Origin of the sequence: Dyadobacter psychrotolerans, from assembly GCF_004349265.1 — a bacterium.
GTDB lineage: Bacteria > Bacteroidota > Bacteroidia > Cytophagales > Spirosomataceae > Dyadobacter > Dyadobacter psychrotolerans.
This window is the reverse complement of record NZ_SMFL01000011.1, coordinates 206,285-232,533: the sequence shown is the minus strand read 5'-3', so window position 1 is coordinate 232,533 and position 26,249 is coordinate 206,285. Positions and strand designations below refer to the sequence as shown.

Here is a 26,249-nt window from a genome sequence, read left to right as displayed (position 1 = left end):
CGGCCGCCTTTTAGTTTATGTATGGTGTGGTATTCAATGTTATTTGATGGTGAAATTAGTACCACCAATTTTGTATCCTTCTGCGTAAAGCTCAACGTTGTATTTCCCAGGACGGAATTGAGCCGCGTTATCATAAAGCATTTCAACTTTTTGGTTATTGTTCTGGTAAGCCACTGATTCACGTGCTGTGAATTTCGATGGAGATCCGTTGATTTCAAATTCACCTGATCCGGTAGCATCATCAGCTACAACTGCTCCCTGAGGATCAAGAACCCGAACATAAATGTCTTTTGATTCCTGTGCAGTCAATGCGTTTTCCGGTAAGGTGAAAGTAAGTTTAAGCTTGTCAACTTTTTTCGCTTTGTACTCCTCTTTATCTTTTACTTTTCCACGGGAATTGACAGTAAGCACTTTCAGGTTCGCTGCCTTTAATGAAGCGGCTAAGCTTACTTTGTCTGAAAGTTCTTTGTTTGCAGCTGTGAATGTTACAACAGAGTCAGATAATTCAGCCTGACGTTGTACCAATCTTTCTCTTTCACTTGTAAGAGAACCTACGTGTGTACTTAATGAGTCGTTTGAAGCAACCAGATGTTCATTTTCCAGACGAAGCTGGGCAATAACCTCATCCTTCTCTACAAGGAATTTTTCGTATTCCTTGATCTTAGCAAGGTACTTTCCGGTTTCTACTTTTTTGCTTCTGCTGAAAGCAAGTTTGTCTGCTTCAAGCTGCTCCTTTACTTTCGTCAATTCCGAAACGTCTCCACCTAATCTTTCAATTTCTGCGATCTTAGAATCTAAAACCGTCGAAATAGAATCTAATGTTGTTTTGGTTGTGGCCAGCTCTCGTGCCTTTTGAACTACTAAGCTTTCCTGTTGTGTTAATTCACTTTTCTGAGTAGTGAACAGATAGCCAAACATGGCTGTTGCTAGACCCAGGACAACCACCATTGCCCATGCTATGCTTTGCTTGTTTTTTTGTTGTTCTTGTTGCATTGATAAACGCGTTTATAGTTTGATTTAGCTTTACATACCGGCGGTCAAAACTTCGTCCGCCTTGTAAACGTTTTGGTTAGACTTCATAACCATAAGAACCATTTCTGTGCCGATTACAAAAATATCTGTTAAAAAGGGGTTGAGAGTTTATTCAAATAATACCAAAAAAGCCCTCAGCATTACGCCGTGGGCTTTTTAATATTTAATACGAAAAAGTAAAACCTATACGAAACCAATACTGATTGTCCAGTAATTTTGCGGAATCTTTACCCAACTTATGGAGAAAGGATACAGCTTCAAATAATGCAAAACAGACTAATAATGAACCTCAGCTTTAACAGCAAATGGGTTCTTATCCATCGTTGCAAGCTTTTGATAGCCGGTTATTTTGTAGGATACAATTCTGGAACCTGTGTTGTTTACTACACAATTCAGTTCAATATTTTTCTCTGACTGGTAAAGCTTATTTTCGGATTTAAGAACTGCGCTGATACATGTCGGTGCTTGATTAATACTATCTACAATAACCTTTAAATAATGAACGGGAAGTTGCTGCTCACCTGGTTTGACAGCATAAATGGTTGTAAAAGAATCCGGTTTTTGGGTTGTGTAACTCAGACGGTAAGCCGGCTTATTGATATCCGCCTGCAGAAACAGTTCCAGTTCTTTTTTCCAATCCACATCTTTGGCAGAGACCTGATTTTTTTCATCTCCCATACTTACGGTTTTGGATACCTCTGGTCGCTCGTTATTCATCAGGATAATCTGGCCTTCAACAAAACCTCTGACGTCATAAAAGCTTTTAACCTGATCGTCTTTTTTGTGCTCCGCGTCGTCACAGGAAAGCAACGTGAAAGGCAGACAAAGAATGATAAATGAAATGGATCTAAACCAGCTCTTTTGCAAATCTTTTTTATTTCTTTGATACATTGGAAGTAAACTCTGGTTAGCGGTACACTGCCGCAATAAAAAACAGAGAGCCTGTGAAGACTCTCTGACAAAATTAACACCATTATAGGATGTATGGTTTACAATATGCTATTTCCTGTCATTTCCTCAGGTTTTGGAATACCCATCAGAGCAAGGATAGTCGGCGCCATATCCGCTAATTTACCATCATGAATTGGATTGGTATATTCATTGTCTACCAGAATACACGGAACCAGATTCAGCGAGTGAGCCGTATTAGGCGAGCCGTCATCATTTGACATATAATCCGAATTACCATGATCGGCAATGATAATGGAGGAATAACCATGCTCAAGACCAGTTGTTACAACGGCCTGAACACATTGATCTACCGTTTCACATGCCTTTACTGCTGCTTCGAAAACACCGGTATGACCCACCATGTCGGCATTGGCAAAGTTGAGACAAACAAAATCTACCTCTTCTTTAATCAGTTCAGGAACAATCGCATCACGGATACCGAAAGCGGACATTTCAGGCTGAAGGTCATAAGTTGCAACTTTTGGTGACGGGCAAAGCAAACGGCTTTCTCCTTCAAACGGCGTTTCCCGTCCTCCCGAAAAGAAGAAAGTGACGTGTGGGTATTTTTCGGTTTCAGCAATACGAATCTGTTTTTTTCCTGCTGCTTCCAAAACTTCACCCAATGTATTGTTGAGGTTATCTTTATCAAAAATAACATCTACACCTTTGAATGAATCGTCATAATTGGTCATCGTGATATAGCGAAGATTGAGCTTATGCATGTTCTGCTCATGAAAATCCTGCTGCGTCAGCACCTCAGTTATTTCACGCCCGCGGTCTGTACGGAAATTGAAACATAAAACCACATCGCCATCCTGAATAACCGCTAAGGGCTCTCCGTTTTCATTCACCGCCACGATTGGCATAATGAATTCATCCGTTACACCTTCTTCATAAGAATCTTCAACTGCTTTAAGAACATCATTTGTCGGCACGTGTTTCCCTTCACCATGCACCATTGCGTCATAAGCCAGCTTTACCCGCTCCCAACGTTTGTCACGGTCCATTGCATAATAACGGCCTGTAACACTGGCAAGTTTGCCCGTTGTTTGTGCCATCGTCGCCGTTAGTTCTGTAAGAAAACCTAAACCACTTTTAGGGTCACAATCGCGTCCGTCTGTAAAAGCATGAACAAAAACGTTATCCAGACCTCTATCTGATGCTATTTTACATAAACCCTTCAAATGATCGATGTGTGAATGCACTCCGCCATCTGAAACCAGGCCTATGAAATGTACCTTTTTATTGTTTATTTTGGCATAATCAAGTGCGTCAGTTAACACTTTTTCCTGTCCCAAAGTACCTTCTGAAACTGCAAGATTTATTTTTACCAAATCCTGATAAACGACTCTTCCTGCTCCCAGGTTGGTATGTCCCACCTCAGAGTTACCCATCTGCCCATCGGGAAGACCTACGGCAAGTCCGCTTGCTTCAAGTTTGCTGTGCGGATATTTTTGTAAAATACTGTCGTAAAACGGAGTGTTTGCTGCTATCACAGCAGAACGGTTTTCTTCGCCGATTTTAGCGATTCCCCAGCCGTCCATGATGATAAGAATTACTTTCTTGTTCAATGTATCTAAAGTTTAGTATCTCAGTTCTGATATATTAACAAACAAATTTGCGACTTAATCTCTGATTTTAACAACCAGATCATGCTTTTCGATCAAAAAATTCAGGAAAGAAGTGCCACATCTTTTTACAATTGCGTATACACCATCAAAATCTGATATTTCTCCATAATAGGGATCCGGGACAATAACCTCATTCTCCCGATCAGGATCGAACATACGGTACAGCATAAGCTGCTGATCCGCTGCATACACTCCATTAGCCCGAAAACTTTCCTTCCTGATATTTTCGAAATTAGCAGTGTCCATTGCAAGAATGTAATCGTAGTTTATGAAATCTTCGTAAGCCAGCTGACGGGCGCAGTGTGTAAGCGTGATGCCATTTCCCAAGGCGACTTTTCTCATTCGTTTATCGGGAAGGCTGCCCACATGATAAGCCGCAGTTCCGGCCGAATCACATTGGATACTTTCTTCCAATCCTTTTTGGGCTACGAGTTCTTTAAAAACACCTTCGGCTATGGGTGAACGGCAGATATTGCCCAAGCAGACAAATAATACCTGAATCAAGGTTTGATTAATTAACTGAGGATTTATCAGCAAAGAGAATAGTTATTCTTTATCGCTTTCAACCGTTTTGTTTTCGTCTACAATTACATAGACATCTTCATTAGGGCGACGCATCAGATATTTCTCCCTTGCCCATTTCTCAAGCATTTGCGGATTTCCCTGCACTTCGTCGCGTTCTTTTTTAACCAGACGTATTTTTTCCTTCAAAACACTTTTTTCCTTTTCCAGTGCCGTCATCTTCATGCGGTTTGAAAGAACAACCCGAAGGTTATTGTTGTCGAGAACAAGCACCCAGAGAAACCATGCCAGTGTGGTTGCCGTAAAAAAGTTACGGAAAGGTTTAATTGCCCAATGATTTTTCAGGTCTGACATAATGAAAGCAAAAAAACCGGAACATTAAGCCCCGGTTTTAGTTATTTATTTCTTAGAATTTCAATCCCGGGAAGTAAGCGCTTTCTCCCAATTCTTCTTCAATACGAAGAAGCTGGTTGTATTTCGCCATACGGTCAGAGCGTGAAGCAGAACCCGTTTTGATTTGTCCTGTATTCAAAGCAACTGCAAGATCAGCAATAGTAGAATCCTCAGTTTCACCTGAACGGTGAGACATGATCGTTTTGTAGCTGTTTCTTTTAGCAAGATTAACTGTGTCGATCGTCTCTGTCAAAGTACCGATTTGGTTTACTTTAACCAAAACTGCATTTGCAATCTGCGATTCGATTCCCTGCTGCAAACGGGTTACGTTTGTTACGAACAAGTCATCACCTACAAGTTGGCATTTTTTACCAATGGACTCAGTAAGTGTTTTCCAACCAGCCCAGTCATCTTCGTCCATACCATCTTCAATAGAGATAATCGGGTATTTAGCAACCCACTGAGTCCAGTAATCAGCCATTTCAGGAGAAGTCAGTTTACGGCCATCTGATTTTTTGAAGTGGTAGAAACCATCCTCGTAGAACTCAGAAACAGCAGCATCCATAGCAATGAAGATATCCTCACCTGGTTTGTAACCTGCTTTTTCGATCGCCTGAATAACGATTTCGATCGCTTCTTCATTTGATTTAATATTTGGAGCAAAACCACCTTCGTCACCAACGTTGGTAGAATAACCCTTGCTTTTCAATACAGTTTTCAAAGTATGGAACACTTCCACACCCATTCTCAAAGATTCAGAAAAAGTATCTGCCTTTGCAGGAAGGATCATAAACTCCTGAAAATCGATTGAGTTGTCAGCATGACTTCCTCCGTTCAGGATATTCATCATCGGAACTGGTAGCGTATTTGCATTTGTACCACCCACATAACGGTACAATGGAAGGTTCGCTTCCTGAGCAGCAGCTTTGGCAGCAGCAAGAGAAACACCTAAAATAGCATTTGCACCCAGTTTACTTTTATTAGGAGTACCATCTAATTCCAGCATAATTTTGTCAATCAGATTTTGTTCAAATACTGAACAACCGATCAACTCAGGAAAAATGATATCATTTACATTTTCAACGGCTTTCAAAACCCCTTTTCCAACATATACACTTTTATCGTCATCACGGAGTTCAACGGCTTCATGCTTTCCGGTGGATGCTCCTGAAGGAACCGCAGCACGTCCTAAATAACCATTTTCGGTACGAATATCTACTTCTACTGTTGGGTTTCCCCTTGAATCCAAAATTTGTCTTGCATGTACTGACTGAATCGTACTCATTTGCAGCTTGGGTTTTGATTAGTAATGTATTGTATTAACACTACAAAATAACACAAAAAAATTGTCATCCATAAGCGACAATTCATTTTAACGTAAATTTACAATTACAACCAGTCAATTAAATTCATGAAAAAGAACATCCTGCTATTTGTATTCATACTTTTTAACGGTTTAGCCACAAAAGCGCAAACGAAGTTAAATCCGGATGACTTTGAAAAAAAACTTGCTGCGACAAAACAGGGCCAGCTTATCGACGTCCGTACTCCGGGAGAATACAAGGATGGCCATTTGAAAAATGCCCAAAATATCGATTACAAGAATCAGGCTTTCAAGGATAAGATAAAGACTTTGGATAAAAATAAACCTGTTTTCGTGTACTGTCTTGGCGGTGTGAGAAGTGCCGCCGCAGCCAACATCCTGCATGAGAACGGATTCAGCGAGATTTACGACATGACCGGAGGTTATCTAAAATGGACCTCAGCCGGGAAGATTACGGATGCACCCACGACTAAAACGGCTACGGGCATGGACATGGCTGGATTTAAGAAGTTAATCGGTGCAGATGAAATTGTTTTAATCGACTTTTATGCACCCTGGTGCGCTCCATGTGTGGAAATGCTCCCTACGGTCCATAAATTATCAGAAGAATATAAAGGAAAGGTGACGATCCGTACAATTGAATATGATCAGAATAAAGCGCTGGCGAAGGAACTTGGAATCGATGAAATACCCGCTTTTCTCCTTTACAAAAACGGGAAGCTGGTTAAACGAACAAACGGATTAATTAAAGAACCCGGATTCAGAAAGATGCTGGACAGCAGCCTTGGTAAATAAGCAAAGAAAAACCCTCCGGATTCGAAGGGTTTTTCTTTATGTTAGTTTTCGGAAAGTAATCCGGTGAACTGGTCAAATAAATAGCGCGAATCGTGCGGTCCCGGAGACGCTTCCGGGTGATACTGCACCGAGAAAGCAGGATAATCTTTCCGACGGATTCCTTCTATAGTTTTGTCATTCAAATTAATGTGAGTCACTTCAACATCCGGGTGGCTCTCGATTTCATCCTGTTTTACGGCAAATCCATGGTTTTGTGAAGTCACTTCGCAAAATCCTGAAATCAGGTTTTTTACAGGGTGATTAAGTCCTCTGTGACCGTGGTGCATTTTATAAGTACTGATACCACTTGAAAGTGCAAGAAGCTGGTGTCCCAGACAGATACCAAACAATGGTTTGCCGGTTAATACCATCTGGTTTACGTTATCCACTGCATAAGTCATTGCAGCAGGATCACCTGGCCCGTTTGAAATAAAGAATCCGTCCGGCTTCCACTCCATCACTTCATCGAAAGAGGTTTTAGCAGGAAAGACCTTGCAATAACATCCGCGCGATGTAAGGTTATTAAGAATACTTTTCTTGATACCATAATCCATTACCGCAACCTTCCATTGGCTTGTTGTTTCATCGCCTACGAAATAGGCTTCTGTTGTAGTTACCTCTGAAGACAATTCCAGCCCGTCCATGGAAGGTATCTTACGAAGCTCTGCCATAAGTTCTGTTTCGTCCAGGATCTGCGATGAAATAATGGCATTCATTACCCCTTTCTGGCGTACATGACGTACAAGATGGCGCGTATCAACATTACTTACACCTACGATGTTAGCTCTTTCAAAATACTCCTGCAAAGAAAAGTCAGCTGTATATCTTGAAAAGATATTTGAAAACGTATTACAAACCATTCCCTTGATCTTGACAGAAGCAGACTCTTCTTCATCTTTAAGCTGAACCCCGTAATTACCAATGTGGGAAGTGGTATTTACAATGATCTGTCCATAATACGAAGGATCCGTATAAATCTCCTGATAACCCGTCATTCCGGTGTTGAAACAAATCTCACCTCCGGTCGTACCGTCTATCCCCAAAGCCAATCCTCTGTATGCTGTTCCGTCTTCCAGCAGTAATAGAGCCTCTTTTTTTTGATTCATATATGGTTAAAATCAATTTTTAACTTGTATAACTGTCTCCTGAACCTTCCGAAATTCTAACACTCATTATTGTTCAGAAATTCATATCTGCGTAAAGCGGTGCAAAATTAGTAAATATTGTTCAAAAAAAGGGGTTAAACGAAAACGTTTAACCCCTTTAATATTATGTCCTTTAACAAACCATCTTATTCCTCAGTTTTTTCACCTTCTGGTGATTCTGCTGATTCTGTTTTTGGTGTTTCAGGCTGCTCGTCTTCGGCAACAAGTGTGAAGTCAGCCTTAGGCTTTTCTTCAGAAGCTGCAACAGGTGCTGCGCTGCCTTCTTTCTTACCACCGCGACGGCTACGACGAGTTTTCGCCGGTTTGTCAGCATTAGCAAGAAGCAATGCATCATTGAAATCAACAAGTTCGATCAATGCTACTTCAGCAGCATCACCAAGTCTTGTTCCTAATTTAATGATACGAGTGTATCCTCCCGGACGATCAGCGATCTTATCAGAAACAGTTCCGAAAAGTTCTTTTGTAGATTCCTTGTCGTTAAGATAAGAAAATACAATACGTCTGTTGTGGGTAGAATCGTCTTTCGCACGAGTTAAAAGAGGCTCAACATATTTTCTGAGTTCTTTTGCCTTGGCCAAAGTTGTTTCAATTCTCTTGTGAATAATCAAAGAAGAAGCCATGTTTGAAAGCATTGCCTTGCGGTGAGATGCTGTTCTTCCTAAGTGATTATCTTTTTTTCCGTGTCTCATTACTTTTTTGTTTAGTTGCTTCGAGCTGCGTCAAACGCGCTACAGAATACATACTTATTATGGAATTTATTTTATTCTTCGTCCAAACGATATTTGGCAACATCCATTCCAAATACGAGTTGTTTGTCAGCTACCAGCTGCTCCAACTCGGTCAGAGACTTCTTACCGAAGTTACGGAATTTCATCATGTCCGAAATTTCAAGTCTTACCAAATCACCCAGTGATTTTACGTCTGCCGATTTAAGACAGTTGTAAGCACGTACTGAAAGATCCAGTTCAGAAAGAGACGTTTTGAGTAATTTTCTCATGCGCAACATTTCTTCATCAACCTGATTATCTTCTTCAGCTTTCTGTTTTTCAAACGTCATCGTTTGATCCGAGAATAGCATGAAATGCTGAATCAAAATATTCGCTGCACCTTTCAATGCATCTTCCGGGTGAATTGACCCGTCAGTTTGAATATCGATCAACAGACGTTCGTAATCCGTACGCTGCTCTACCCTTGTATTTTCAACGCTGTATTTAACGTTTTTAATCGGTGTGTAGATCGAGTCCACCGCGATGTATCCAAAAGGCAATTCGTTTGCTCTTGGCTCATCAGCAGGAACGTATCCTCTGCCTTTATCCAAAAGGAGTTCCATTTCGAATTCTTTCTGGTCGTCTATATGACAAATAACCTGATCCGGATTAAGAACTTCGAAAGCGCTAGTAAACTTGCCAATGTCACCTGCAGTAATTACAGATACATTTTTAAGGTTTACCACGATTCTGCTTTCGCTCAAATCCGTAACTTTTTTAAAACGAACCATTTTCAGGTTCAGGATGATTTCCGTAACATCCTCAACGACACCTTCGATAGATGAGAATTCGTGAAGTACACCTGGTAGCTTCACACTCGTAATGGCGTAACCTTCCAAAGAGGAAAGAAGTATTCTACGTAACGCATTACCAATTGTTACGCCGTACCCTTTCTCTAAAGGCTTAAACTCAAACAACCCGTGGAAGTCGTCTGCTTTTTCCATGACGACCTTATCAGGCATTTGGAAAGCTAATATTGACATAGTCCTTTCTCCTTTTATAGTAGTAAATGATAGTTGATCACGCTACCGTTACCTTTGCGATCGCAAAAATGCCGTTTCCGGCTAAAAGCACGCCCAGTAAACCGGACGTGCCCTGTAATAGTGAAGTATTGTTATTTAGAATACAATTCAACGATAAGTTGCTCGTTGATGTTTTCCGGAATTGATTCGCGGTCTGGGAAAGTTACAAACTTACCTGTCAGCTGCTGACCATCCCATTCAAGCCAGCTAAAACCTTTTGAGCTGTGACCAGCAAGGCTATCTGTAATTGCTTCAAGAGATTTTGATTTCTCACGAACAGTCACAACCTGACCGGGACGTAGAGAATATGATGGAATGTTTACGATCTCACCATCTACCAAAATATGTTTGTGAGAAACCAACTGGCGTGCAGCACGCCTTGTTGGAGCTACGCCCAAACGGTAAACTGTGTTATCAAGACGAGCTTCGCAATATTTAAGAAGGTTCTCTCCGGTGATACCATCTTTAACAGACGCTTTTTCGAATAAATTACGAAATTGTCTTTCTAGAATACCGTAGATGAATTTCACTTTTTGCTTTTCCATCAATTGTAAAGCATACTCCGATTTTTTAGAGCGGCGACCCTTTCCGTGAACTCCCGGAGGGTAATTTTTCTTAGCAAGCGCTTTGCTCGGGCCCAGGATGGGTTCTCCGTAACGTCTTGCAATCTTTGATTTGGGACCTGTGTAACGTGCCATTAAAACTTATTTATTTTCGAAAAATTTGATAAACCATTCTGTAACCCCAGTGTCCAAATTACGAATGGGCAATAATTGCTTGGTACTAAACTCTCCGGCGCTTTGGAGGGCGGCATCCGTTGTGCGGAAGCGGAGTGATGTCACGGATTGTGGTTACCTCGATTCCCGCATTCTGAATCGTACGGATCGCAGACTCACGTCCTGATCCTGGTCCTTTAACAAAAACCTCTGCCTTACGCATTCCCAGGTCAAATGCAACTTGCGCTGCACCTTGAGCCGCAGTTTGTGCTGCGTAAGGAGTGTTCTTTTTAGAACCACGGAAACCCATTTTACCGGCGGATCCCCAGGAAATAACCTGGCCGTTGTTATTTGTAATAGAGATGATGATGTTGTTGAAAGAAGCCTTGATGTGTACCTGACCCACCGACTCTACTACAACTACTCTCTTTTTAGCTTTATCTTTTCTTTTATTTTGTGCCATTGCTTCTGGACTAAGTTATGGGCTTCAACCCACTTCCCATTAATTATTTAGTAGCCTTTTTCTTGTTCGCGATAGTTTTGCGTTTACCCTTACGAGTACGAGAGTTATTCTTCGTTCTTTGTCCACGCAATGGCAACCCTTTACGATGACGAAGACCACGATAACAAGCAATGTCCATAAGACGTTTGATGCTCAATTGAACTTCAGACTTAAGTGCGCCTTCTACTTTATATTCTCCTGCGATAACCGCACGAACTGCACCAGACTCCTCATCGTTCCAGTCAATCACCTTTTTATTGATGTCAACTCCTGCTTTGTCCAGAATTTTTTTCGCTGAACTGCGTCCAATTCCGAAGATGTAAGTTAGTGAGATTTCGCCTCTTTTACGGTCGGGGATATCAACTCCTGAAATACGTGCCATAATGATTAACCTTGTCTTTGTTTATACCGTGGGTTCTTCTTGTTAATTACGTATACCTTCCCCTTGCGGCGTATAACTTTGCAGTCTTCACTGCGTTTCTTAACTGATGCTTTGACTTTCATCTCGAATGTTACTTATTTGTTAATATTCAGGTGGTCTTCTCCTACTATTTGTACCGGTAAGTAATTCTTGCCTTTGATAAGTCGTAAGGAGACATTTCCAACTTAACACGGTCGCCCGGTAATATTTTAATATAGTGCATTCTCATTTTTCCCGAAATGTGGGCAATAACTTCATGTTTATTTTCCAATACCACACGAAACATTGCGTTTGAGAGTGCCTCTAAGATTACTCCGTCTTGTTCGATTGATGCTTGTTTTGCCATTCTTAGCGTTTATTACTATGCCTCTACCATAAGGCTGGTGTTGGCCGTCACTTTTTCAATATAATCAAACGTCGTCAGAATTTCGGCTTTGCCTTTCCGAACCACAATGGTATGCTCAAAATGAGCTGAAAATTTGCGGTCACTTGTTCTGATCGTCCAACCGTCACGCTCCTGCATTACACTTTTGGTTCCCAGGTTAATCATCGGTTCAATGGCCAAAACCATGCCTTCCTTCAACTTGATCCCCTTGCCCTTTTTACCATAATTAGGTACTTCCGGACTTTCGTGAAGACTTCTTCCGACACCATGTCCTACAAGTTCCCGTACGACTGTGTAACCTTTTCCTTCAACATAACTTTGGATCGCACTTCCAACATCTCCCATTCTCAGCCCGTCTACTGCCTGATTTATACCTAAGTACAAAGATCTTTTCGTAGCCGTTAGCAGATCCATCACTTCTTTCGATACTTCACCGATTGGATAAGTGTAGGCACTGTCGCTGTGAAAGCCGTTCAGTTTAACACCACAATCAATTGAAACAATATCGCCGTCTTTTAAGATGTAGTTACTTGGAAAACCATGAACTACCACTTCATTAACAGAGATACAAAGCGACGCCGGAAAATTATTGAAGCCCTTAAATGAAGGAATTCCTCCGTTATCTCTGATATACTCCTCAGCTATCACGTCCAGCTTTTTTGTAGCTACTCCTGGTTTAACCCATTGAGCAACCTCTGCATGTGCTTTTCCCAAAACCTGGGCACTTATCTTAATGAGGTCGATTTCCTCTTCGGTTTTCAGATAAATCATTCTCTATTATCAGATAGCAACACTCTCTGTCCTACCTTTTACACGACCAGATTTCATCAACCCTTCGTATCTGCGCATTAATAAGTAACTTTCCACCTGCTGCAATGTATCCAAAACAACACCGACCATAATCAGAAGCGAAGTACCTCCGAAGAAGTGAGCAAAGTCTGTTGACACACCAAACATACTTGCAAAGGCAGGAAGGATAGCAACAAGTGCTAACATAAGCGACCCTGGAAATGTAATTCTATCCAAAATAGAACTGATATATTCGGAAGTTTGCTGACCTGGCTTAACACCTGGGATAAAACCACCGCCTCTTTTCATATCATCAGAAATTTGCTGTGGATTCACAGATATCGCCGTATAGAAAAAGGTGAAAACTATAATTAAAAACGCAAACAGTAAGTTGTACTGCCAGGTTGTATAATTAGCAAATATCGTTGCAACATTGCTGGCAAAATCACTCTTTTCTGCGAAGTATGAAGCACCGAGTGATGGTATAAACATCAAAGCCTGTGCAAAGATAATTGGCATAACACCAGCAGCGTTTAGCTTTAAAGGAAGATACTGGCGCTGACCGCCCATAACCCTGTTCCCTACAACCTGCTTGGCATACTGAATTGGGATTCTGCGAACTGCCTGAGTAAGCATTACCGCACCCATGATGACGAAGTAAAGAGCAACAATCTCAATTGTGAACAACAAGATTCCGCCGCTACCTCTTGATACAAATTCCTTGTAAATAGCTCCCGGAAAACGTGATACAATACCGATCATGATCAGCATGGATATCCCGTTACCAATTCCTTTGTCTGTAATTCTTTCTCCAAGCCACATGCAAAACATGGTGCCAGCTGTAAGAACAAATACAGAAGAAATAGAGAACAAACTACGTGAAACAAGTAATGCTTCATCAGGCACTGTTGTGTTCAGATAAGCAGTACCCTGCACAAGTGTAACAACAATTGTCAATACCCTTGTGATCTGGTTCAATTTCTTACGCCCTGATTCTCCCTCCTTTTGCATCTTCTGGAAATATGGCAGCGCCATAGTCAACAGCTGAATTGCAATGGATGCCGAGATATACGGCATGATACCTAATGCAAAAATGGAGGCTTTGCTAAAAGCCCCACCCAGGAAAGTATCCAACAGGCCTAAAAGACCCTGAGTCGAAACATTCATTTGATCAGGCTCAACACCTGGCAAAGCTATATAAGACCCTAAACGGAATATCGTTATAAACAAAAGAGTGTTGAGAATACGTGTTCTCAACTCCTCTATTGAAAATATGTGTTTTATCGTCTCAAAAAATCGTTTCATGTTATGGGCTTACATTAGCTACCCGATAAAAACAATAAATGTTCTACCGAAAAACAAGTGTTATAACTTAACTGCTTTTCCTCCCGCCTTTTCGATCGACTCAATAGCCGATGAAGAGAACCCATTCGCCTGAACTTCAACAGCCGACGTAATTGCACCACGGTTAAGAATTTTAACAAGATCCTTTTTTGCACAAAGACCGTTTTCACGAATCATATCCAATGTAATAACAGTTGCATTGGTTTTTTCTGCAAGATTCTGGATCGCATCAAGATTCAACGCTTTATATTCAACCCGGTTAATGTTATTAAATCCGAATTTAGGTAAACGTCTCTGAAGGGGCATCTGTCCACCTTCAAAACCAACCTTGCGGCTGTATCCTGAACGTGATTGAGCACCTTTATGTCCACGTGCAGAAGTTCCTCCTTTACCGGATCCCTGACCACGTCCAACTCGCTTTCCAACTTTAACGGAGCCAGCAGCCGGTTTTAATGAACTAAGATTCATACTATCGTATATATTAAATTTCTTCAACTTTAACCAAATGGCTTACTTTACGGATCATTCCCGCAATAGCTTCGCTGTTTTCCTTTTCAACAGTCCTGTTCAATTTACCCAGACCTAACGCTTTAATCGTCAGCTTCTGCTTCTCCGGACGGTCGATTGTACTTTTAACTTGTGTAATACGTACTTTTGACATGATTACTATCAGATAGAGGATGCTCTCTTAAGGAGATTATCCGTTAAATACTTTGTCCAATTTAACCCCACGCTGGAAGGCAATCTGATGAGGAGCTCTCATTTTCAAAAGCGCATCAATTGTAGCCTTGATAACATTGTGTGGATTAGAAGAACCTTTTGATTTCGCTAATACATCCTTGATACCTGCACTTTCCAAAACGGCACGCATCGGACCACCTGCAAGTACACCTGTACCAGGCGCTGCCGGCTTGATCAGAACAAATCCACCGCTGAATTTACCTTCCATTTCGTGAGGAACAGTATGTTTCAGCATAGGAATCTGGATCAGGTTCTTTTTCGCGTCATCAATTCCCTTTGCGATTGCATCAGTAACTTCGTTCGCTTTACCAAGGCCGTGGCCTACGGTACCGTTTCCGTCACCTACTACAACAATAGCTGAAAAGCTGAAACGGCGACCGCCTTTTACTACTTTTGCTACCCGATTGATCGCTACTACGCGTTCTTTCAGATCCGATTCGTTAACCTTTGAAGGTCTTGTATTTGTAGACATAGTCTTTGTTATTCTTAGAATTTCAGGCCACCCTCACGAGCTCCTTCGGCCAATGCTTTAACTTTACCGTGATACAAATATCCGTTACGGTCAAATACAACCGCCTGTATACCTGCTTCCTGTGCCTTTTCGGCTATTTTTTTACCAACCTGAGTAGCTACTTCGATATTTGAATTCTCTTTTCTGCCTCCCAGATCTACGGATGATGCACTCGCAAGAGTCACACCACTTATATCATCTATTATTTGCGCGTAAATACTGGTGTTTGAACGAAAAACCGATAATCTCGGACGTTCAGAACTGCCTTTCACTTTCTTACGAATGTGGTATTTAAGGCGTTGTCTCCTATCTACTTTTCCGATAGCCATTTTTAATCTTATCTAACTTGTTTATAACATTATCCTGTGGCTACGCACTACTTCTTAGAGGCAGACTTACCAGCTTTACGACGTACTATTTCTCCAACAAAACGTATACCTTTACCTTTGTATGGCTCAACTTTACGCAACGACTTGATTTTCGCAGCAACAGAACCTATCAACTCTTTGTCAATACCTTCCAAAATTACTTTCGGATTCTGGCCTTTTTCAGAAGTAGTTGTAAGCTTAATTTCCTCAGGAATAGCCATAAAGATATTATGGGAGTATCCTAGCTGCAATTCAAGCACATTGTTAGTTGCAGTTGCTTTGTAACCAACACCTATGATTTCCAATTCCTTCTTATATCCGGCATCTACACCGATGATCATGTTATTGATCAATGAACGATACAAACCATGTAATGCTTTGTGACGTTTCTGTTCGGTAGGGCGCTTTACTTTTACCTCGTTTCCTTCAACCTCGACAATCATGTCAGTGTCTACAGACTGAGTAAGTGTTCCCTTCGGACCTTTCACCGATACAACATTGTCATCTGCAACTGATACAGAGACACCTGCCGGTAAAACAATAATTTTATTTCCTATACGTGACATTTCCTGAATAACTTTAAAATATTAATACACGAAACATAACACTTCTCCACCTACGTTCAGCGTCTTAGCTTCTTTGTCAGTCATCACTCCTTTAGAAGTTGAGATGATTACAGTTCCTAATCCACCCAAAACACGCGGAAGTGTTGATGAACCTGAATATTTACGTAGTCCAGGCTTACTAACTCTCTCCAATTTCACAATTGCAGATTGCTTAGTCACAGCATTGTATTTCAAGGCTATCTTGATTATACCCTGAGGCCCGATTTCGTCAAATTTATAACTCTGGATATACCCTTTATCAAAAAGTACCTTGGTTATTTCTTTTTTTATGTTGGACGCAGGTATCTCTACAACTCTGTGCTTCGCTTTAATGGCGTTTCTGAGTCTGGTTAGATAATCTGCTATTGGATCCGTTAACATTTTTATGCCTGGTTTTGTACACCCCTTTTAAACGGGAGTGCAAAGTTAAGTAATTGAAATCAGAATTGAAAGTATTCTTACCAACTTGATTTTGTAACACCCGGAATTTTGCCTTCTGAAGCCATATCCCGGAACAGAACTCTTGAAATTCCGAATTTACGCATATACCCGCGGGGTCTTCCTGTGATTTTGCAACGATTGTGCAGACGTACAGGTGAAGAGTTACGTGGTAATTTATCAAGACCAACCCAATCCTCAGCAGCTTTCAATGTTTTACGCTTTTCAGCATAACGAGCTACCAGTGCTTGTCTTTTTCTTTCCCGTGCTTTTACTGATTCTTTTGCCATTGTCGGTAAATATCTTACTCTTAAGAATTATCCTTGTTTGTTCGCATTAGTGAAAGGCATTCCGAGTGCTTTCAGCAATTCATAACTTTCTTCGTCAGAATTGGTTGAAGTAACAAACGTAATATCCATACCTGTGATCTTGCTTACCTTTTCGATAGAGATTTCAGGGAAGATAATCTGCTCCTTAACACCGAATGTGTAGTTACCACGTCCGTCGAAACCTTTGTCGCTGATACCTTTGAAATCACGTACACGAGGCATTGCGATTGCAGTCAGACGATCCAGGAACTCATACATACGATCGCCGCGTAAAGTAACTTTCGCTCCGATCGGCATGTTTTCGCGTAACTTAAAGTTCGAAACAGCTTTTTTGGAAATCGTAGCGATTGCCTTTTGTCCTGTTATCGTAGTAAGTTCTTCAACACCTACATCAACCAGTTTTTTGTCAGCAACTGCTGCACCAATACCTTTGTTGATTACAATTTTAGTCAGACGCGGAACCTGCATCACTGACTTATACTGAAACTTGTCTTTCAGCTGCGAAACTATTTCGCTTACGTACTTTTCTTTTAATCTTGGCTGTGCCATCGTTTTAGATAGTTATTGTGGATTGCCGACCCACTCGCTTATTTATTATCTGTCAGCTTTCCTGAAAGGGAGTCTTATAAAAACTCTCCTGTCTTTTTAGAGAAACGCTGTAATTTTCCTTTGTCGTCTGCTTTACGGCCTGTGCGGGTTGGCTCCCCGGTTTTAGGATCTACCACTTTCAAATTGCTGATGTGGATAGTTCCTTCAAGCTTCTCAATGCTTCCCTGTGGATTTTGTGCATTTGGTTTCACATGTTTGGTGATCAGATTGACACCTTCCACAGTAGCTCTTGATTTTTCAATAAGCACTTTTTTGATAACACCTGTTTCACCTTTCGCGTTTCCGGAAATAACCTTAACGGTATCGCCTTTACGGATGTGTAATTTTGCAGGTGCTTTTTTATTTTTACTTTCCATTTGAGATATTCTCTTATCGGTTTAAAGAAATACTTTAATTCTGATTTCTTACAACACTTCAGGTGCCAGTGATACGATCTTCATAAACTGCTTTTCGCGCAATTCCCTTGCTACAGGGCCGAAGATACGTGTACCGCGTGGTTCATCATTGTTGTTCAATAAAACCGCTGCATTATCTTCAAAACGGATGTATGTACCATCCTTGCGTCGTACTTCCTTTTTAGTCCGTACAACAACGGCTTTGGATACCGTTCCTTTTTTCATATTGCTCGAAGAAAGAGCAGATTTTACTGTTACGACGATCTTATCGCCTACTGAGGCATAGCGTTTGCCAGTTCCGCCAAGTACACGAATTACGAGTACTTCCTTCGCTCCACTGTTGTCTGCTACCGACAGTCTTGATTCTTGCTGTACCATTTGTTACTTAGCTTTTTCAAGGATTTCTACTAATCTCCAACGCTTATTCTTACTAAGCGGACGGGTTTCCATAACTTTGATCGTATCACCGATACCAACCTGGTTACTTTCGTCATGCACCATCAATTTGGTAGTTTTGGTCATAAACTTACCGTACATCGGGTGCTTAACTTTACGTTCAACAGTGATTACACAAGACTTGTCCATCTTGTTGCTCACTACTTTACCTACTCTTTCTTTCCGTAAGTTTCTTTCTGTTGCCTCCATAATTTCTAACTGATTTACTGTTGGTTTCCTTTAACCGACAGCTCGGTTAAGAGTCTAGCTACTTCTTTACGTGAGGCGCGAATACGCAAAGGGTTCTCGATAGGAGAAATTGCGTGAGCAAATTTCAACCGTAGTAAGCGCTCTCTCTCCTGGGCGATCTGCTCTTTGAGCTGATCCTGCGACAGATCTTTTATTTCTTTACTAGTCATTGCTTTTGATAATTAGCGGTTCTTAGATACGTTCGGGGTTGGTCCTATTCCTGATAATCCCGACGTACCACGAACTTTGTTTTGATTGGCAACTTTTGAGCAGCCAAACGCAATGCTTCATTAGCAGTTTCGAGTGCAACACCGGTTGCTTCGAAAATGATCGTTCCTGGCTTAACAGGAGCTACCCAGTACTCAGGAGCACCCTTACCTTTACCCATACGAACCTCTGCAGGTTTTTTGGTAATAGGTTTGTCAGGGAAAACACGAATCCAAACCTGGCCTTCACGTTTCATAGCCCGCGTCACTGAAATACGCGCTGCTTCAATTTGACGTGCTGTTAGCCAGCCTGGTTCAAGCGACTTAATTGCAAAGGATCCGAAAGCGATTTCATGACCACGAGTGGCCAGACCTTTTTCTGCTCCCTTGTTTTTTTGTTGCTTGCGAAATTTTGTTCTTTTCGGCTGTAACATGATTCTAATCTATTTGAACCGATTTAAAAAACCGGAAAATGTCGGATTACTTCTTCTTATTTTTATTTCTCTTACGACGATCAGCTTCGCTTCCGCCGCCTGCACCGTCAGCACGTGGAGCTCCACCGCCTTCATTTCCGCCACGAGGGCCTCTTCTGTCTCTTCCGCCACGATCATTACCGCCACGGTCGTTTCCGCCTGTGCTTCTTTCAGCTCTGTCGGAAGCAGCAGTTGCCGCACTTGGAGTCAGATCACGTTTACCGTACAATTCTCCTTTAAAAATCCACACTTTAATACCTATTTTACCGTAGATAGTTTGTGCTTCAGAGATTGCATAGTCAATATCAGCTCTCAAAGTATGCAAAGGGATACGTCCTTCTTTGTATTCTTCTGTACGTGCCATTTCAGCTCCGCCCAAACGACCTGCCAAACGAATTTTGATTCCCTGTGTTCCCACACGCATTGCCGAAGCGATAGACTGCTTCATTGCACGACGGTAAGAGATACGAGCCTGCAATTGCTGTGCGATTGCTTCGCCTACCAGTTTAGCATCGATTTCAGGACGTTTGATTTCGTAGATGTTAATCTGAACATCTTTACCTGTAATCTTTTTAAGCTCTTCTTTGATTTTATCAACCTCGCTACCACCTTTACCGATTACGATACCCGGACGAGCCGTGTGTATAGTAAGTGTGATGCGTTTCAGAGTGCGCTCAATAACTACTTTGGAAATCGATCCCTTAGGGATACGTGCCTTAATATAGTTACGAATTTTTTCGTCTTCAACAAGTTTGTCAGAAAAGTCCTTTCCCCCGTACCAACTTGACTCCCATCCTCTAACAATTCCCAGTCTCAGACCTATAGGATTAACCTTTTGTCCCATTCGATATAGATCGTTTTACTTATGATTCGGTGATTACTGCTTGTTTATCTGCGCTTGCGATAGAAACCGCTGCGTCGTCAATCACAATTGTGATGTGGTTCGAACGCTTGCGAATTCTGTGTGCTCTTCCTTGCGGTGCAGGGCGCAAACGCTTCAACATACGTCCACCGTCGATAAATACGGTTTTAACAATAAGATCAGCGTCTTCCAGCTTTGTATCTTCATTCAGTTGTTGCCAGTTGGCCACCGCAGAAAGTAAAACTTTATGCAAAACTGGTGAAGCAGCCTGTGGTTGAAACTTTAAAAGCGCCAACGCTTTGCTGACCTTTTGTCCGCGAATCATGTCGGCTACTAATCTCATCTTGCGAGGAGAAGTAGGCACATTCCTTAATATAGCTCTTGCTTCCATGTTCTTTCAGATATAGGCTCGTCTGTTACCAGACCAGCTATCGTCGACTAATTATTTTCTACCTTTATCTTTTTTTGCAGTGTGACCACGGAAGTTACGCGTTGGCGAAAATTCTCCCAGTTTGTGACCTACCATGTTCTCAGTTACATAAACCGGAATAAACTTGTTTCCGTTATGAACCGCAAATGTATGCCCGATAAAATCAGGCGAAATCATTGAGCGACGAGACCAGGTTTTGATAACAGACTTACGAGCTGCGCTGTTCATCACCGTAACTTTGTTCTCCAGACGAAAGTCTATGTATGGTCCTTTTTTTAATGAGCGTGCCATGTTATTCTATTATTTTTTACGACGGCTGATAATCAATTTCTCAGAATGCTTGTTGCGGTCACGAGTCTTAAGTCCTTTTGAGAACTGTCCGTTACGTGAACGAGGCTGTCCACCTGATGAGCGGCCTTCACCACCACCCATTGGGTGATCGACTGGGTTCATTGCCACACCACGAACGCGGGGACGACGACCTAACCAACGTTTACGGCCTGCTTTACCGTAGCTCACATTCATGTGACTTGAATTGGAAACTGTTCCAACCGTTGCGATACAAGTTGAAAGTATCATACGCATTTCGCCTGATGGCATTTTTAAAACTGCATACTTACCTTCACGTGCTACTAACTGGGCGTAAGCACCTGCACTTCGTGCGAACTGTCCGCCTTTACCAGGAGTAAGCTCAACATTATGAACGATTGTACCGATTGGCATAGAACCCAAAGGAAGAGCATTCCCTACTTCCGGTGCTACTGAATTACCTGAGACGATAACCTGTCCTACTTTCAGGCCGTTCGGTGCGATTACGTATCTTTTTTCGTCATCTGCATATTGTACCAGAGCGATACGTGCAGAGCGGTTTGGATCGTACTCAATTGTAAGAACTGTGGCTGGTGCGTCGAAACGATTTCTTTTGAAATCTATTACGCGGTATTTCCGCTTGTGACCACCACCTATATGTCGCATGGTACGGCGTCCAGAGCTATTACGACCGCCTGTTCTTTTGACGGTTTCTAAGAGACTCTTTTCCGGTTTCGCTGTTGTTATCTCCTCAAAAGTAGGAGCTGAGCGAAAACGTTGACCAGCACTTGTTGGTTTTAATTTTTTAACTGCCATTGCTATTAACTCGTCAAAGATTTAAGTCGATCAACTATTCTTATGCTTCACCGTAAATATCGATGATCTCGCCTTCTGCTACTGTTACAATAGCCTTCTTGATAGTTGACGTTTTTCCACTTACAAATTTACCTCCCGATGTGCGGGACTTGCTTTTTCCAATGCTGCGCATTGTGTGAACGCTTTCTACGGTAACCCCAAACAGTTTTTCAATAGCCTTTTTGATCTCAACTTTGTTTGAAGTAAGGGATACTTCAAAGGCATATTTTCCTTGACCACCCTGAGCCGTTACCTTTTCGGTTATAATCGGACGTTTCAGTACACTCATGATTATTTGTTCAATTGGGTTTCCAAAATAGACAGAGCAGATTCACTTATTAAAAGACGGTCTGCATACATCAGGTCATAGGTATTGACCGCATCCACCGTTGTAACTTTCGCTTTTGGAATGTTACGGCTTGACAGATATAAATTGCTGTCAATCGTTGGAAGAATTAATAATGTTTTTGTATTCACTAATGCAAGTGAGTTCAAAACATTCAGATACGATTTTGTTTTTGGTGCATCAAATGAAAATGCTTCAAGAACTGAAATTGAATCTGCTTTCGCTTTGGCAGATAAAGCCGACTTACGAGCCAATGCTTTAACTTTCTTGTTGATTTTAAAACCGTAGTCACGCGGTCTTGGACCAAAAATACGTCCACCACCTACGAATACAGGAGATTTGATACTACCTGCACGGGCACCACCTGTACCCTTTTGTTTTTTAATCTTACGTGTAGAATGATTAATTTCTGCACGTTCTTTTGACTTATGCGTTCCTTGGCGCTGATTGGCCAGGTAAAGCTTTACGTCGAGATAGATCGCATGCGTATTCGGTTCGATGCCAAAAATTTCTTCTGACATGCTTACCTTTTTGCCGGTATCTTCTCCTTTTATATTTAATACGGACAGTTCCATCGGTGCTATTTCTCTAGGATTAGAAATGAATTCTTTGAACCAGGTACCGAGCCACTTACTACTATAAGATTTTGCTCAGGGATCACTTTCAGAATACGCAAATTCTGAATCTTTACACGATTGTTACCCATGCGTCCACCCATACGAATGCCTTTAAATACGCGTGATGGGAATGAACAGGCACCAATCGAACCCGGGTGACGTGCACGGTTATGCTGACCGTGAGTTTGACCACCAACCCCTGCGAAACCATGGCGTTTTACAACACCCTGAAAACCGCGTCCTTTGGCGTTGCCAACTACATCAATGAATTCACCTTCTTCAAATACATCCTGTACTGATAGTGAAGTTCCAAGTTCGTGTTCCACTTCAAATTCCTTAAACTCAACCACTTTTTGTTTGGGAGTTGTGTTGGCTTTTTTGAAGTGACCAATCATTGGCTGCGAAGAGTTTTTTTCTTTCTTCTCGCCAAAACCTAATTGGATGGCTTTATAACCATCCTTTTCTTCGGACCTAACTTGTGTAACAACACAAGGACCAGCTTGGATAACCGTACACGCCAGAGCCTGCCCGTCAGCGTTGTACAAACTAGTCATTCCGATTTTTTTACCTATTAAACCAGACATGTAAATTAATTTAAATTAGCAGGTAAAACCCCTTATTCTTTAAAACGGACTGCAAAGGTAGAAAATCAAATTTTAGAATCCTAGCAGTTTTCACATATTTCTCGCTGATAATCAGCAAAAAAAGGTCAGATGTATGGAACATCTGACCTCATTTTTTAAAGATTGACATTTCAGTGTTTAAAACACCTCAGCTAGTCCGATCTTTTAGAGCTCAGATGTGGTTTCCGTGAACGGACCTTCATCCAACTTATGTCTTTTGGCCTGGCTTAAAACAGGCCCCTAATCACTATACTTTGATCTCTACGTCAACGCCGCTCGGTAATTCAAGCTTCATAAGTGCATCAACAGTTTTTGCACTTGTAGAGAAAATATCTACCAAACGTTTGTAAGTACAAAGCTGGAATTGTTCACGTGATTTTTTGTTAACGTGGGGAGAACGCAAAACAGTGAATTTCTCAGTTTTTGTTGGCAAAGGAATTGGACCGCTAACAACAGCACCAGTCGCTTTCACCGCTTTTACAATCTTTTCAGCTGACTTATCAACCAGATTGTGGTCGAAAGACCGAAGTTTGATACGAATTTTTTGATTCATGATTTTTTATTAGTTCCGGTTCTGAGAGTACTTGAACGAAACAGCGTTTCGACAATCCGCCTGCGAAAGAACCATTTACTTCGCCGGCTTAATATTATATAAACAAAAAGGTGTACGTCACATAAATGACGCACACCAGCTTTTTATGCTTTAACTAAACCTTTTGCTTTTTCAATCACCTGCTCAGCGATGTTGTTAGGAACAATCTCGTAGTAAGCAAATGTCAAAGAAGCAGTAGCACGTCCTGATGACATGGTACGAAGATCTGTAACGTATCCGAAAAGTTCAGAAAGAGGAACATCACATTTGATAACCTGTGCACCATTACGTGAATCCATACCTCTCATGATACCACGACGACGGTTAAGGTCACCAGTGATAGGTCCTGTGTACTCATCCGGAGTAAGAACTTCTACGTGCATAACCGGTTCCATCAACTTAGAACCTGCATGACGTGCAGCTTCTTTAAAACCGATTTTAGCAGCCAATTCAAAAGATAGCGCATCGGAATCGACATCGTGGAAGGATCCGTGGAACAAACGTACTCTCATGGAATCCAAAGGATATCCTGCAAGCGCACCATTTGACATAGAAGCTTCAAAACCTTTCTGGATCGGAGCGATAAATTCGCGGGGAATAGTACCACCTACAATCTGGTTAACAAACTGTAAACCTGTTTTTGGTTCTTTGCCTTCTTCGTTATCATCTCTCGGTCCGATTTCGAATACGATATCGGCAAATTTACCGCGACCACCTGTTTGTTTCTTGTAAACTTCACGGTGTTCGAAGTTCTTGGTAAGAATCTCTTTGTAAGCTACCTGAGGCGCTCCCTGGTTTACTTCCACTTTGAACTCACGACGCATACGGTCGATGATAATTTCAAGGTGAAGTTCACCCATTCCTTTGATGATCGTCTGACCTGTTTCTTCGTTACTTTCAACCTGTAACGTAGGATCTTCTTCGATCAGCTTGGTAATTGCTTTAGAAAAGTTATCGCTGTCAGCAGCTTTCTTAGGCTCGATTGCGTAGCCAATTACCGGCTCAGGGAATACCATTGACTCAAGAATAATTGGATTCTTTTCGTCAGATAGTGTATCTCCTGTTTTGATATCTTTAAAACCCACAACCGCTCCGATGTCACCTGCCTCAAGACGATCAATCTGATTTTGCTTGTTGGCGTGCATTTGGAAAATACGGGAGATACGTTCCTTGTTTCCTGAACGGTTGTTCAAAATGTAAGAACCGGAATCAAGGTATCCTGAGTAAGAGCGGATAAAGCAAAGACGTCCTACATACGGGTCAGTTGCAATTTTAAACGCTAATGCACAGAAAGGATCTGCATCCGTTGGCTGACGTGAAATTTCAAGACCAGTACGCGGATCAGTTCCGATAATGCTTTCACGATCCTGTGGTGACGGCAAAATAGCCATCACGTAATCAAGCATCGTTTGAACACCTTTATTTTTGAATGAAGAACCGCAAACCATAGGAACGATTTTCATGCTGATCGTTGCTGCACGCAACGCTGCAAGAATTTCATCCTCTGAAATTGAAGTTGGATCTTCAAAATATTTTTCCATCAAAGTGTCGTCGAACTCAGCAACAGCTTCAAGAAGTTTTTCTCTCCACTCAGTTGCTTCTTCAAGCATATCTTCAGGAATCGGAACTTCTTTGAAAGTCATCCCTTTATCTTCTTCATTCCATTCGATACCACGGAAATTGATAAGGTCAACTACACCTCTGAAAGTATCCTCAGAACCGATAGGCAACTGAAGAGGTACAGCGTAGCTTCCAAGCATTTCTTTAACCTGGGTACAAACTTTAAGAAAGTCAGCACCTGAACGGTCCATTTTATTTACGAAACCGATACGGGCAACGTTGTAATTGTTGGCCAGACGCCAGTTTGTTTCAGACTGAGGCTCAACACCATCAACTGCGCTAAAAAGGAATACAAGACCATCCAATACACGAAGAGAACGGTTTACTTCAACTGTGAAGTCAACGTGTCCCGGTGTATCAATGATGTTGATATGGTATTTTTCACCACGGTAGTTCCAATCAACGGTTGTTGCTGCTGAAGTAATAGTGATACCACGCTCCTGCTCCTGCTCCATCCAGTCCATTGTAGCAGCACCATCATGTACTTCTCCAATTTTATGGCTAACCCCTGCGTAATAAAGAATACGCTCAGTCGTAGTCGTTTTACCTGCATCAATGTGAGCAGCAATTCCAATGTTTCTTGTTAATCTTAGATCACGTGCCATGACAAATGGTGATGTGTTATATTATTCGATGTGCAATGCTAAACTGAAGTATTTCAGAACTTTAAATCAGCCGTATAGTACGCCTACTTCAAAAATTCAGAGTGCAAAAGTATAAATTGTTGATTATAAAAACAATGATACTTAAATAATTATTTTAGAATCCGTCCCATTGTATAAACGTATTTTAAAATAATTTATAAAAAGCTGTTTACCGCAAAGCAAAACACAGTTT

General features: G+C 41.5%; 39 protein-coding genes. 1 reads left to right on the top strand and 38 read right to left on the bottom strand.

What is annotated here, in order from left to right; genetic code table 11:
• Window positions 1-39: 39 nt before the first annotated feature.
• The 6 genes from E0F88_RS25165 to eno all read right to left on the bottom strand — a co-directional run bounded on the left by E0F88_RS25165 (window position 40) and on the right by eno (window position 5,814).
• On the bottom strand, window positions 40-993 hold the full coding sequence (locus E0F88_RS25165) for a DUF8428 domain-containing protein (protein WP_229213910.1): 954 nt from the start codon (window positions 991-993) through the stop codon (window positions 40-42).
• A 315-nt stretch (window positions 994-1,308) separates the two neighbouring features.
• Window positions 1,309-1,923 carry a hypothetical protein gene (locus E0F88_RS25160; protein ID WP_131961042.1) on the bottom strand — a complete coding sequence of 205 codons (615 nt, stop codon included), beginning with the start codon at window positions 1,921-1,923 and terminating at the stop codon, window positions 1,309-1,311.
• 98 nt (window positions 1,924-2,021) lie between these two features.
• Window positions 2,022-3,554, bottom strand: a complete 1,533-nt coding sequence (gpmI, locus tag E0F88_RS25155) for a 2,3-bisphosphoglycerate-independent phosphoglycerate mutase (RefSeq protein WP_131961041.1) — start codon at window positions 3,552-3,554, stop codon at window positions 2,022-2,024.
• Window positions 3,555-3,608: 54 nt separating this feature from the next.
• Complete coding sequence (locus E0F88_RS25150; protein WP_131961040.1) at window positions 3,609-4,118, bottom strand: low molecular weight protein-tyrosine-phosphatase; 510 nt, start codon at window positions 4,116-4,118, stop codon at window positions 3,609-3,611.
• Window positions 4,119-4,160: 42 nt separating this feature from the next.
• Window positions 4,161-4,490 carry an FtsB family cell division protein gene (locus tag E0F88_RS25145; RefSeq protein WP_229213909.1) on the bottom strand — a complete coding sequence of 110 codons (330 nt, stop codon included), beginning with the start codon at window positions 4,488-4,490 and terminating at the stop codon, window positions 4,161-4,163.
• Between the two features lie 52 nt (window positions 4,491-4,542).
• Window positions 4,543-5,814, bottom strand: a complete 1,272-nt coding sequence (gene eno / locus E0F88_RS25140) for a phosphopyruvate hydratase (protein WP_131961039.1) — start codon at window positions 5,812-5,814, stop codon at window positions 4,543-4,545.
• 126 nt (window positions 5,815-5,940) lie between these two features.
• Between eno and E0F88_RS25135 the strand changes: the two genes are divergently transcribed.
• Complete coding sequence (locus tag E0F88_RS25135) at window positions 5,941-6,648, top strand: thioredoxin domain-containing protein (RefSeq protein ID WP_131961038.1); 708 nt, start codon at window positions 5,941-5,943, stop codon at window positions 6,646-6,648.
• A 41-nt stretch (window positions 6,649-6,689) separates the two neighbouring features.
• Here E0F88_RS25135 and carA read toward each other — a convergent pair whose 3' ends face one another.
• The 32 genes from carA to fusA form a co-directional block, all read right to left on the bottom strand.
• Entirely contained in the window at window positions 6,690-7,793 is a 1,104-nt protein-coding gene (carA, locus tag E0F88_RS25130; protein ID WP_131961037.1) for a glutamine-hydrolyzing carbamoyl-phosphate synthase small subunit, read from the bottom strand.
• Between the two features lie 185 nt (window positions 7,794-7,978).
• A complete protein-coding gene (gene rplQ, locus E0F88_RS25125; RefSeq protein WP_131961036.1) occupies window positions 7,979-8,542 on the bottom strand; it encodes a 50S ribosomal protein L17 in 564 nt (187 codons plus the stop codon).
• Window positions 8,543-8,613: 71 nt separating this feature from the next.
• Entirely contained in the window at window positions 8,614-9,603 is a 990-nt protein-coding gene (locus tag E0F88_RS25120) for a DNA-directed RNA polymerase subunit alpha (protein ID WP_131961035.1), read from the bottom strand.
• 131 nt (window positions 9,604-9,734) lie between these two features.
• Window positions 9,735-10,340: a 30S ribosomal protein S4 gene (gene rpsD, locus E0F88_RS25115; RefSeq protein WP_131961034.1), complete on the bottom strand. Its 606-nt coding sequence runs from the start codon at window positions 10,338-10,340 to the stop codon at window positions 9,735-9,737.
• Between the two features lie 85 nt (window positions 10,341-10,425).
• Complete coding sequence (rpsK, locus tag E0F88_RS25110; RefSeq protein ID WP_131961033.1) at window positions 10,426-10,821, bottom strand: 30S ribosomal protein S11; 396 nt, start codon at window positions 10,819-10,821, stop codon at window positions 10,426-10,428.
• A 43-nt stretch (window positions 10,822-10,864) separates the two neighbouring features.
• Window positions 10,865-11,242, bottom strand: a complete 378-nt coding sequence (gene rpsM, locus E0F88_RS25105; protein WP_115830844.1) for a 30S ribosomal protein S13 — start codon at window positions 11,240-11,242, stop codon at window positions 10,865-10,867.
• A gap of 5 nt (window positions 11,243-11,247) precedes the next feature.
• A complete protein-coding gene (gene ykgO / locus E0F88_RS25100; protein WP_015813811.1) occupies window positions 11,248-11,364 on the bottom strand; it encodes a type B 50S ribosomal protein L36 in 117 nt (38 codons plus the stop codon).
• Window positions 11,365-11,408: 44 nt separating this feature from the next.
• The gene (gene infA, locus E0F88_RS25095; RefSeq protein ID WP_015813810.1) at window positions 11,409-11,627 is read right to left on the bottom strand and encodes a translation initiation factor IF-1; all 219 of its coding nucleotides are present in this window, start codon (window positions 11,625-11,627) and stop codon (window positions 11,409-11,411) included.
• Window positions 11,628-11,642: 15 nt separating this feature from the next.
• Window positions 11,643-12,437: a type I methionyl aminopeptidase gene (map, locus tag E0F88_RS25090; protein WP_131961032.1), complete on the bottom strand. Its 795-nt coding sequence runs from the start codon at window positions 12,435-12,437 to the stop codon at window positions 11,643-11,645.
• A gap of 9 nt (window positions 12,438-12,446) precedes the next feature.
• The gene (gene secY, locus E0F88_RS25085) at window positions 12,447-13,760 is read right to left on the bottom strand and encodes a preprotein translocase subunit SecY (protein WP_131961031.1); all 1,314 of its coding nucleotides are present in this window, start codon (window positions 13,758-13,760) and stop codon (window positions 12,447-12,449) included.
• A 60-nt stretch (window positions 13,761-13,820) separates the two neighbouring features.
• Window positions 13,821-14,267 carry a 50S ribosomal protein L15 gene (gene rplO / locus E0F88_RS25080; protein ID WP_131961030.1) on the bottom strand — a complete coding sequence of 149 codons (447 nt, stop codon included), beginning with the start codon at window positions 14,265-14,267 and terminating at the stop codon, window positions 13,821-13,823.
• A gap of 13 nt (window positions 14,268-14,280) precedes the next feature.
• On the bottom strand, window positions 14,281-14,460 hold the full coding sequence (gene rpmD, locus E0F88_RS25075; RefSeq protein WP_131961029.1) for a 50S ribosomal protein L30: 180 nt from the start codon (window positions 14,458-14,460) through the stop codon (window positions 14,281-14,283).
• A 36-nt stretch (window positions 14,461-14,496) separates the two neighbouring features.
• Window positions 14,497-15,012 (bottom strand): 30S ribosomal protein S5, encoded by a 516-nt coding sequence (gene rpsE / locus E0F88_RS25070; RefSeq protein ID WP_131961028.1) that lies wholly within the window; start codon window positions 15,010-15,012, stop codon window positions 14,497-14,499.
• Between the two features lie 14 nt (window positions 15,013-15,026).
• On the bottom strand, window positions 15,027-15,380 hold the full coding sequence (gene rplR, locus E0F88_RS25065) for a 50S ribosomal protein L18 (protein ID WP_131961027.1): 354 nt from the start codon (window positions 15,378-15,380) through the stop codon (window positions 15,027-15,029).
• Between the two features lie 47 nt (window positions 15,381-15,427).
• Window positions 15,428-15,985, bottom strand: coding sequence for a 50S ribosomal protein L6 (rplF, locus tag E0F88_RS25060; RefSeq protein ID WP_131961026.1), 558 nt, complete (start codon window positions 15,983-15,985; stop codon window positions 15,428-15,430).
• A 21-nt stretch (window positions 15,986-16,006) separates the two neighbouring features.
• Entirely contained in the window at window positions 16,007-16,405 is a 399-nt protein-coding gene (gene rpsH, locus E0F88_RS25055) for a 30S ribosomal protein S8 (protein WP_131961025.1), read from the bottom strand.
• Between the two features lie 77 nt (window positions 16,406-16,482).
• Window positions 16,483-16,752 carry a 30S ribosomal protein S14 gene (gene rpsN / locus E0F88_RS25050; protein ID WP_131961024.1) on the bottom strand — a complete coding sequence of 90 codons (270 nt, stop codon included), beginning with the start codon at window positions 16,750-16,752 and terminating at the stop codon, window positions 16,483-16,485.
• Between the two features lie 27 nt (window positions 16,753-16,779).
• Window positions 16,780-17,340, bottom strand: coding sequence for a 50S ribosomal protein L5 (rplE, locus tag E0F88_RS25045; protein WP_131961023.1), 561 nt, complete (start codon window positions 17,338-17,340; stop codon window positions 16,780-16,782).
• Between the two features lie 74 nt (window positions 17,341-17,414).
• A complete protein-coding gene (rplX, locus tag E0F88_RS25040) occupies window positions 17,415-17,756 on the bottom strand; it encodes a 50S ribosomal protein L24 (protein WP_131961022.1) in 342 nt (113 codons plus the stop codon).
• Window positions 17,757-17,804: 48 nt separating this feature from the next.
• Window positions 17,805-18,173 carry a 50S ribosomal protein L14 gene (gene rplN / locus E0F88_RS25035; RefSeq protein WP_026631237.1) on the bottom strand — a complete coding sequence of 123 codons (369 nt, stop codon included), beginning with the start codon at window positions 18,171-18,173 and terminating at the stop codon, window positions 17,805-17,807.
• A 3-nt stretch (window positions 18,174-18,176) separates the two neighbouring features.
• Window positions 18,177-18,440 carry a 30S ribosomal protein S17 gene (gene rpsQ, locus E0F88_RS25030; protein ID WP_131961021.1) on the bottom strand — a complete coding sequence of 88 codons (264 nt, stop codon included), beginning with the start codon at window positions 18,438-18,440 and terminating at the stop codon, window positions 18,177-18,179.
• Window positions 18,441-18,454: 14 nt separating this feature from the next.
• The gene (rpmC, locus tag E0F88_RS25025) at window positions 18,455-18,649 is read right to left on the bottom strand and encodes a 50S ribosomal protein L29 (protein ID WP_131961020.1); all 195 of its coding nucleotides are present in this window, start codon (window positions 18,647-18,649) and stop codon (window positions 18,455-18,457) included.
• 44 nt (window positions 18,650-18,693) lie between these two features.
• A complete protein-coding gene (gene rplP, locus E0F88_RS25020) occupies window positions 18,694-19,119 on the bottom strand; it encodes a 50S ribosomal protein L16 (RefSeq protein WP_131961019.1) in 426 nt (141 codons plus the stop codon).
• A gap of 46 nt (window positions 19,120-19,165) precedes the next feature.
• Window positions 19,166-20,002, bottom strand: a complete 837-nt coding sequence (gene rpsC, locus E0F88_RS25015; RefSeq protein ID WP_131961018.1) for a 30S ribosomal protein S3 — start codon at window positions 20,000-20,002, stop codon at window positions 19,166-19,168.
• 19 nt (window positions 20,003-20,021) lie between these two features.
• Window positions 20,022-20,411: a 50S ribosomal protein L22 gene (rplV, locus tag E0F88_RS25010; RefSeq protein ID WP_131961017.1), complete on the bottom strand. Its 390-nt coding sequence runs from the start codon at window positions 20,409-20,411 to the stop codon at window positions 20,022-20,024.
• A gap of 51 nt (window positions 20,412-20,462) precedes the next feature.
• Window positions 20,463-20,741 (bottom strand): 30S ribosomal protein S19, encoded by a 279-nt coding sequence (gene rpsS / locus E0F88_RS25005; protein WP_115830811.1) that lies wholly within the window; start codon window positions 20,739-20,741, stop codon window positions 20,463-20,465.
• A gap of 9 nt (window positions 20,742-20,750) precedes the next feature.
• Complete coding sequence (gene rplB / locus E0F88_RS25000; protein ID WP_131961016.1) at window positions 20,751-21,575, bottom strand: 50S ribosomal protein L2; 825 nt, start codon at window positions 21,573-21,575, stop codon at window positions 20,751-20,753.
• A 40-nt stretch (window positions 21,576-21,615) separates the two neighbouring features.
• The gene (gene rplW, locus E0F88_RS24995) at window positions 21,616-21,903 is read right to left on the bottom strand and encodes a 50S ribosomal protein L23 (RefSeq protein ID WP_025764313.1); all 288 of its coding nucleotides are present in this window, start codon (window positions 21,901-21,903) and stop codon (window positions 21,616-21,618) included.
• Window positions 21,904-21,905: 2 nt separating this feature from the next.
• Complete coding sequence (gene rplD, locus E0F88_RS24990) at window positions 21,906-22,535, bottom strand: 50S ribosomal protein L4 (protein WP_131961015.1); 630 nt, start codon at window positions 22,533-22,535, stop codon at window positions 21,906-21,908.
• A 5-nt stretch (window positions 22,536-22,540) separates the two neighbouring features.
• Window positions 22,541-23,161, bottom strand: a complete 621-nt coding sequence (gene rplC, locus E0F88_RS24985) for a 50S ribosomal protein L3 (protein ID WP_131961014.1) — start codon at window positions 23,159-23,161, stop codon at window positions 22,541-22,543.
• Window positions 23,162-23,447: 286 nt separating this feature from the next.
• On the bottom strand, window positions 23,448-23,753 hold the full coding sequence (gene rpsJ, locus E0F88_RS24980; protein WP_015813787.1) for a 30S ribosomal protein S10: 306 nt from the start codon (window positions 23,751-23,753) through the stop codon (window positions 23,448-23,450).
• 143 nt (window positions 23,754-23,896) lie between these two features.
• Complete coding sequence (gene fusA, locus E0F88_RS24975) at window positions 23,897-26,017, bottom strand: elongation factor G (protein WP_131961013.1); 2,121 nt, start codon at window positions 26,015-26,017, stop codon at window positions 23,897-23,899.
• Between the last annotated feature and the right edge of the window lie 232 nt (window positions 26,018-26,249).

What these genes read in the sequence shown, in the direction of transcription:
- map (WP_131961032.1), bottom strand. Translation starts at nt 12,437, where the DNA reads ATGATTTATCTGAAAACCGAAGAGGAAATCGACCTCATTAAGATAAGT.
- rpsJ (WP_015813787.1), bottom strand. Translation starts at nt 23,753, where the DNA reads ATGAATCAAAAAATTCGTATCAAACTTCGGTCTTTCGACCACAATCTG.
- E0F88_RS25120 (WP_131961035.1), bottom strand. Translation starts at nt 9,603, where the DNA reads ATGTCAATATTAGCTTTCCAAATGCCTGATAAGGTCGTCATGGAAAAA.
- ykgO (WP_015813811.1), bottom strand. Translation starts at nt 11,364, where the DNA reads ATGAAAGTCAAAGCATCAGTTAAGAAACGCAGTGAAGACTGCAAAGTT.
- E0F88_RS25160 (WP_131961042.1), bottom strand. Translation starts at nt 1,923, where the DNA reads ATGTATCAAAGAAATAAAAAAGATTTGCAAAAGAGCTGGTTTAGATCC.
- rplD (WP_131961015.1), bottom strand. Translation starts at nt 22,535, where the DNA reads ATGGAACTGTCCGTATTAAATATAAAAGGAGAAGATACCGGCAAAAAG.
- E0F88_RS25135 (WP_131961038.1), top strand. Translation starts at nt 5,941, where the DNA reads ATGAAAAAGAACATCCTGCTATTTGTATTCATACTTTTTAACGGTTTA.
- E0F88_RS25145 (WP_229213909.1), bottom strand. Translation starts at nt 4,490, where the DNA reads ATGTCAGACCTGAAAAATCATTGGGCAATTAAACCTTTCCGTAACTTT.
- rplP (WP_131961019.1), bottom strand. Translation starts at nt 19,119, where the DNA reads ATGTTACAGCCGAAAAGAACAAAATTTCGCAAGCAACAAAAAAACAAG.
- rpsM (WP_115830844.1), bottom strand. Translation starts at nt 11,242, where the DNA reads ATGGCACGTATTTCAGGAGTTGATATCCCCGACCGTAAAAGAGGCGAA.
- eno (WP_131961039.1), bottom strand. Translation starts at nt 5,814, where the DNA reads ATGAGTACGATTCAGTCAGTACATGCAAGACAAATTTTGGATTCAAGG.
- rplX (WP_131961022.1), bottom strand. Translation starts at nt 17,756, where the DNA reads ATGGAAAGTAAAAATAAAAAAGCACCTGCAAAATTACACATCCGTAAA.
- rplF (WP_131961026.1), bottom strand. Translation starts at nt 15,985, where the DNA reads ATGTCACGTATAGGAAATAAAATTATTGTTTTACCGGCAGGTGTCTCT.
- rplW (WP_025764313.1), bottom strand. Translation starts at nt 21,903, where the DNA reads ATGAGTGTACTGAAACGTCCGATTATAACCGAAAAGGTAACGGCTCAG.
- rplO (WP_131961030.1), bottom strand. Translation starts at nt 14,267, where the DNA reads ATGAATCTTAGTTCATTAAAACCGGCTGCTGGCTCCGTTAAAGTTGGA.
- rpsS (WP_115830811.1), bottom strand. Translation starts at nt 20,741, where the DNA reads ATGGCACGCTCATTAAAAAAAGGACCATACATAGACTTTCGTCTGGAG.
- rplQ (WP_131961036.1), bottom strand. Translation starts at nt 8,542, where the DNA reads ATGAGACACGGAAAAAAAGATAATCACTTAGGAAGAACAGCATCTCAC.
- rplB (WP_131961016.1), bottom strand. Translation starts at nt 21,575, where the DNA reads ATGGCAGTTAAAAAATTAAAACCAACAAGTGCTGGTCAACGTTTTCGC.
- rpsD (WP_131961034.1), bottom strand. Translation starts at nt 10,340, where the DNA reads ATGGCACGTTACACAGGTCCCAAATCAAAGATTGCAAGACGTTACGGA.
- rpmC (WP_131961020.1), bottom strand. Translation starts at nt 18,649, where the DNA reads ATGACTAGTAAAGAAATAAAAGATCTGTCGCAGGATCAGCTCAAAGAG.
- rpsE (WP_131961028.1), bottom strand. Translation starts at nt 15,012, where the DNA reads ATGTCTACAAATACAAGACCTTCAAAGGTTAACGAATCGGATCTGAAA.
- infA (WP_015813810.1), bottom strand. Translation starts at nt 11,627, where the DNA reads ATGGCAAAACAAGCATCAATCGAACAAGACGGAGTAATCTTAGAGGCA.
- rpsC (WP_131961018.1), bottom strand. Translation starts at nt 20,002, where the DNA reads ATGGGACAAAAGGTTAATCCTATAGGTCTGAGACTGGGAATTGTTAGA.
- carA (WP_131961037.1), bottom strand. Translation starts at nt 7,793, where the DNA reads ATGAATCAAAAAAAAGAGGCTCTATTACTGCTGGAAGACGGAACAGCA.
- rplV (WP_131961017.1), bottom strand. Translation starts at nt 20,411, where the DNA reads ATGGAAGCAAGAGCTATATTAAGGAATGTGCCTACTTCTCCTCGCAAG.
- rplN (WP_026631237.1), bottom strand. Translation starts at nt 18,173, where the DNA reads ATGGTACAGCAAGAATCAAGACTGTCGGTAGCAGACAACAGTGGAGCG.
- rpsN (WP_131961024.1), bottom strand. Translation starts at nt 16,752, where the DNA reads ATGGCAAAAGAATCAGTAAAAGCACGGGAAAGAAAAAGACAAGCACTG.
- fusA (WP_131961013.1), bottom strand. Translation starts at nt 26,017, where the DNA reads ATGGCACGTGATCTAAGATTAACAAGAAACATTGGAATTGCTGCTCAC.
- rpsQ (WP_131961021.1), bottom strand. Translation starts at nt 18,440, where the DNA reads ATGGAGGCAACAGAAAGAAACTTACGGAAAGAAAGAGTAGGTAAAGTA.
- secY (WP_131961031.1), bottom strand. Translation starts at nt 13,760, where the DNA reads ATGAAACGATTTTTTGAGACGATAAAACACATATTTTCAATAGAGGAG.
- rplR (WP_131961027.1), bottom strand. Translation starts at nt 15,380, where the DNA reads ATGGCTATCGGAAAAGTAGATAGGAGACAACGCCTTAAATACCACATT.
- rpsK (WP_131961033.1), bottom strand. Translation starts at nt 10,821, where the DNA reads ATGGCACAAAATAAAAGAAAAGATAAAGCTAAAAAGAGAGTAGTTGTA.
- rpmD (WP_131961029.1), bottom strand. Translation starts at nt 14,460, where the DNA reads ATGTCAAAAGTACGTATTACACAAGTTAAAAGTACAATCGACCGTCCG.
- rplE (WP_131961023.1), bottom strand. Translation starts at nt 17,340, where the DNA reads ATGGCACAGCCAAGATTAAAAGAAAAGTACGTAAGCGAAATAGTTTCG.
- E0F88_RS25165 (WP_229213910.1), bottom strand. Translation starts at nt 993, where the DNA reads ATGCAACAAGAACAACAAAAAAACAAGCAAAGCATAGCATGGGCAATG.
- rpsH (WP_131961025.1), bottom strand. Translation starts at nt 16,405, where the DNA reads ATGTTAACGGATCCAATAGCAGATTATCTAACCAGACTCAGAAACGCC.
- rplC (WP_131961014.1), bottom strand. Translation starts at nt 23,161, where the DNA reads ATGTCTGGTTTAATAGGTAAAAAAATCGGAATGACTAGTTTGTACAAC.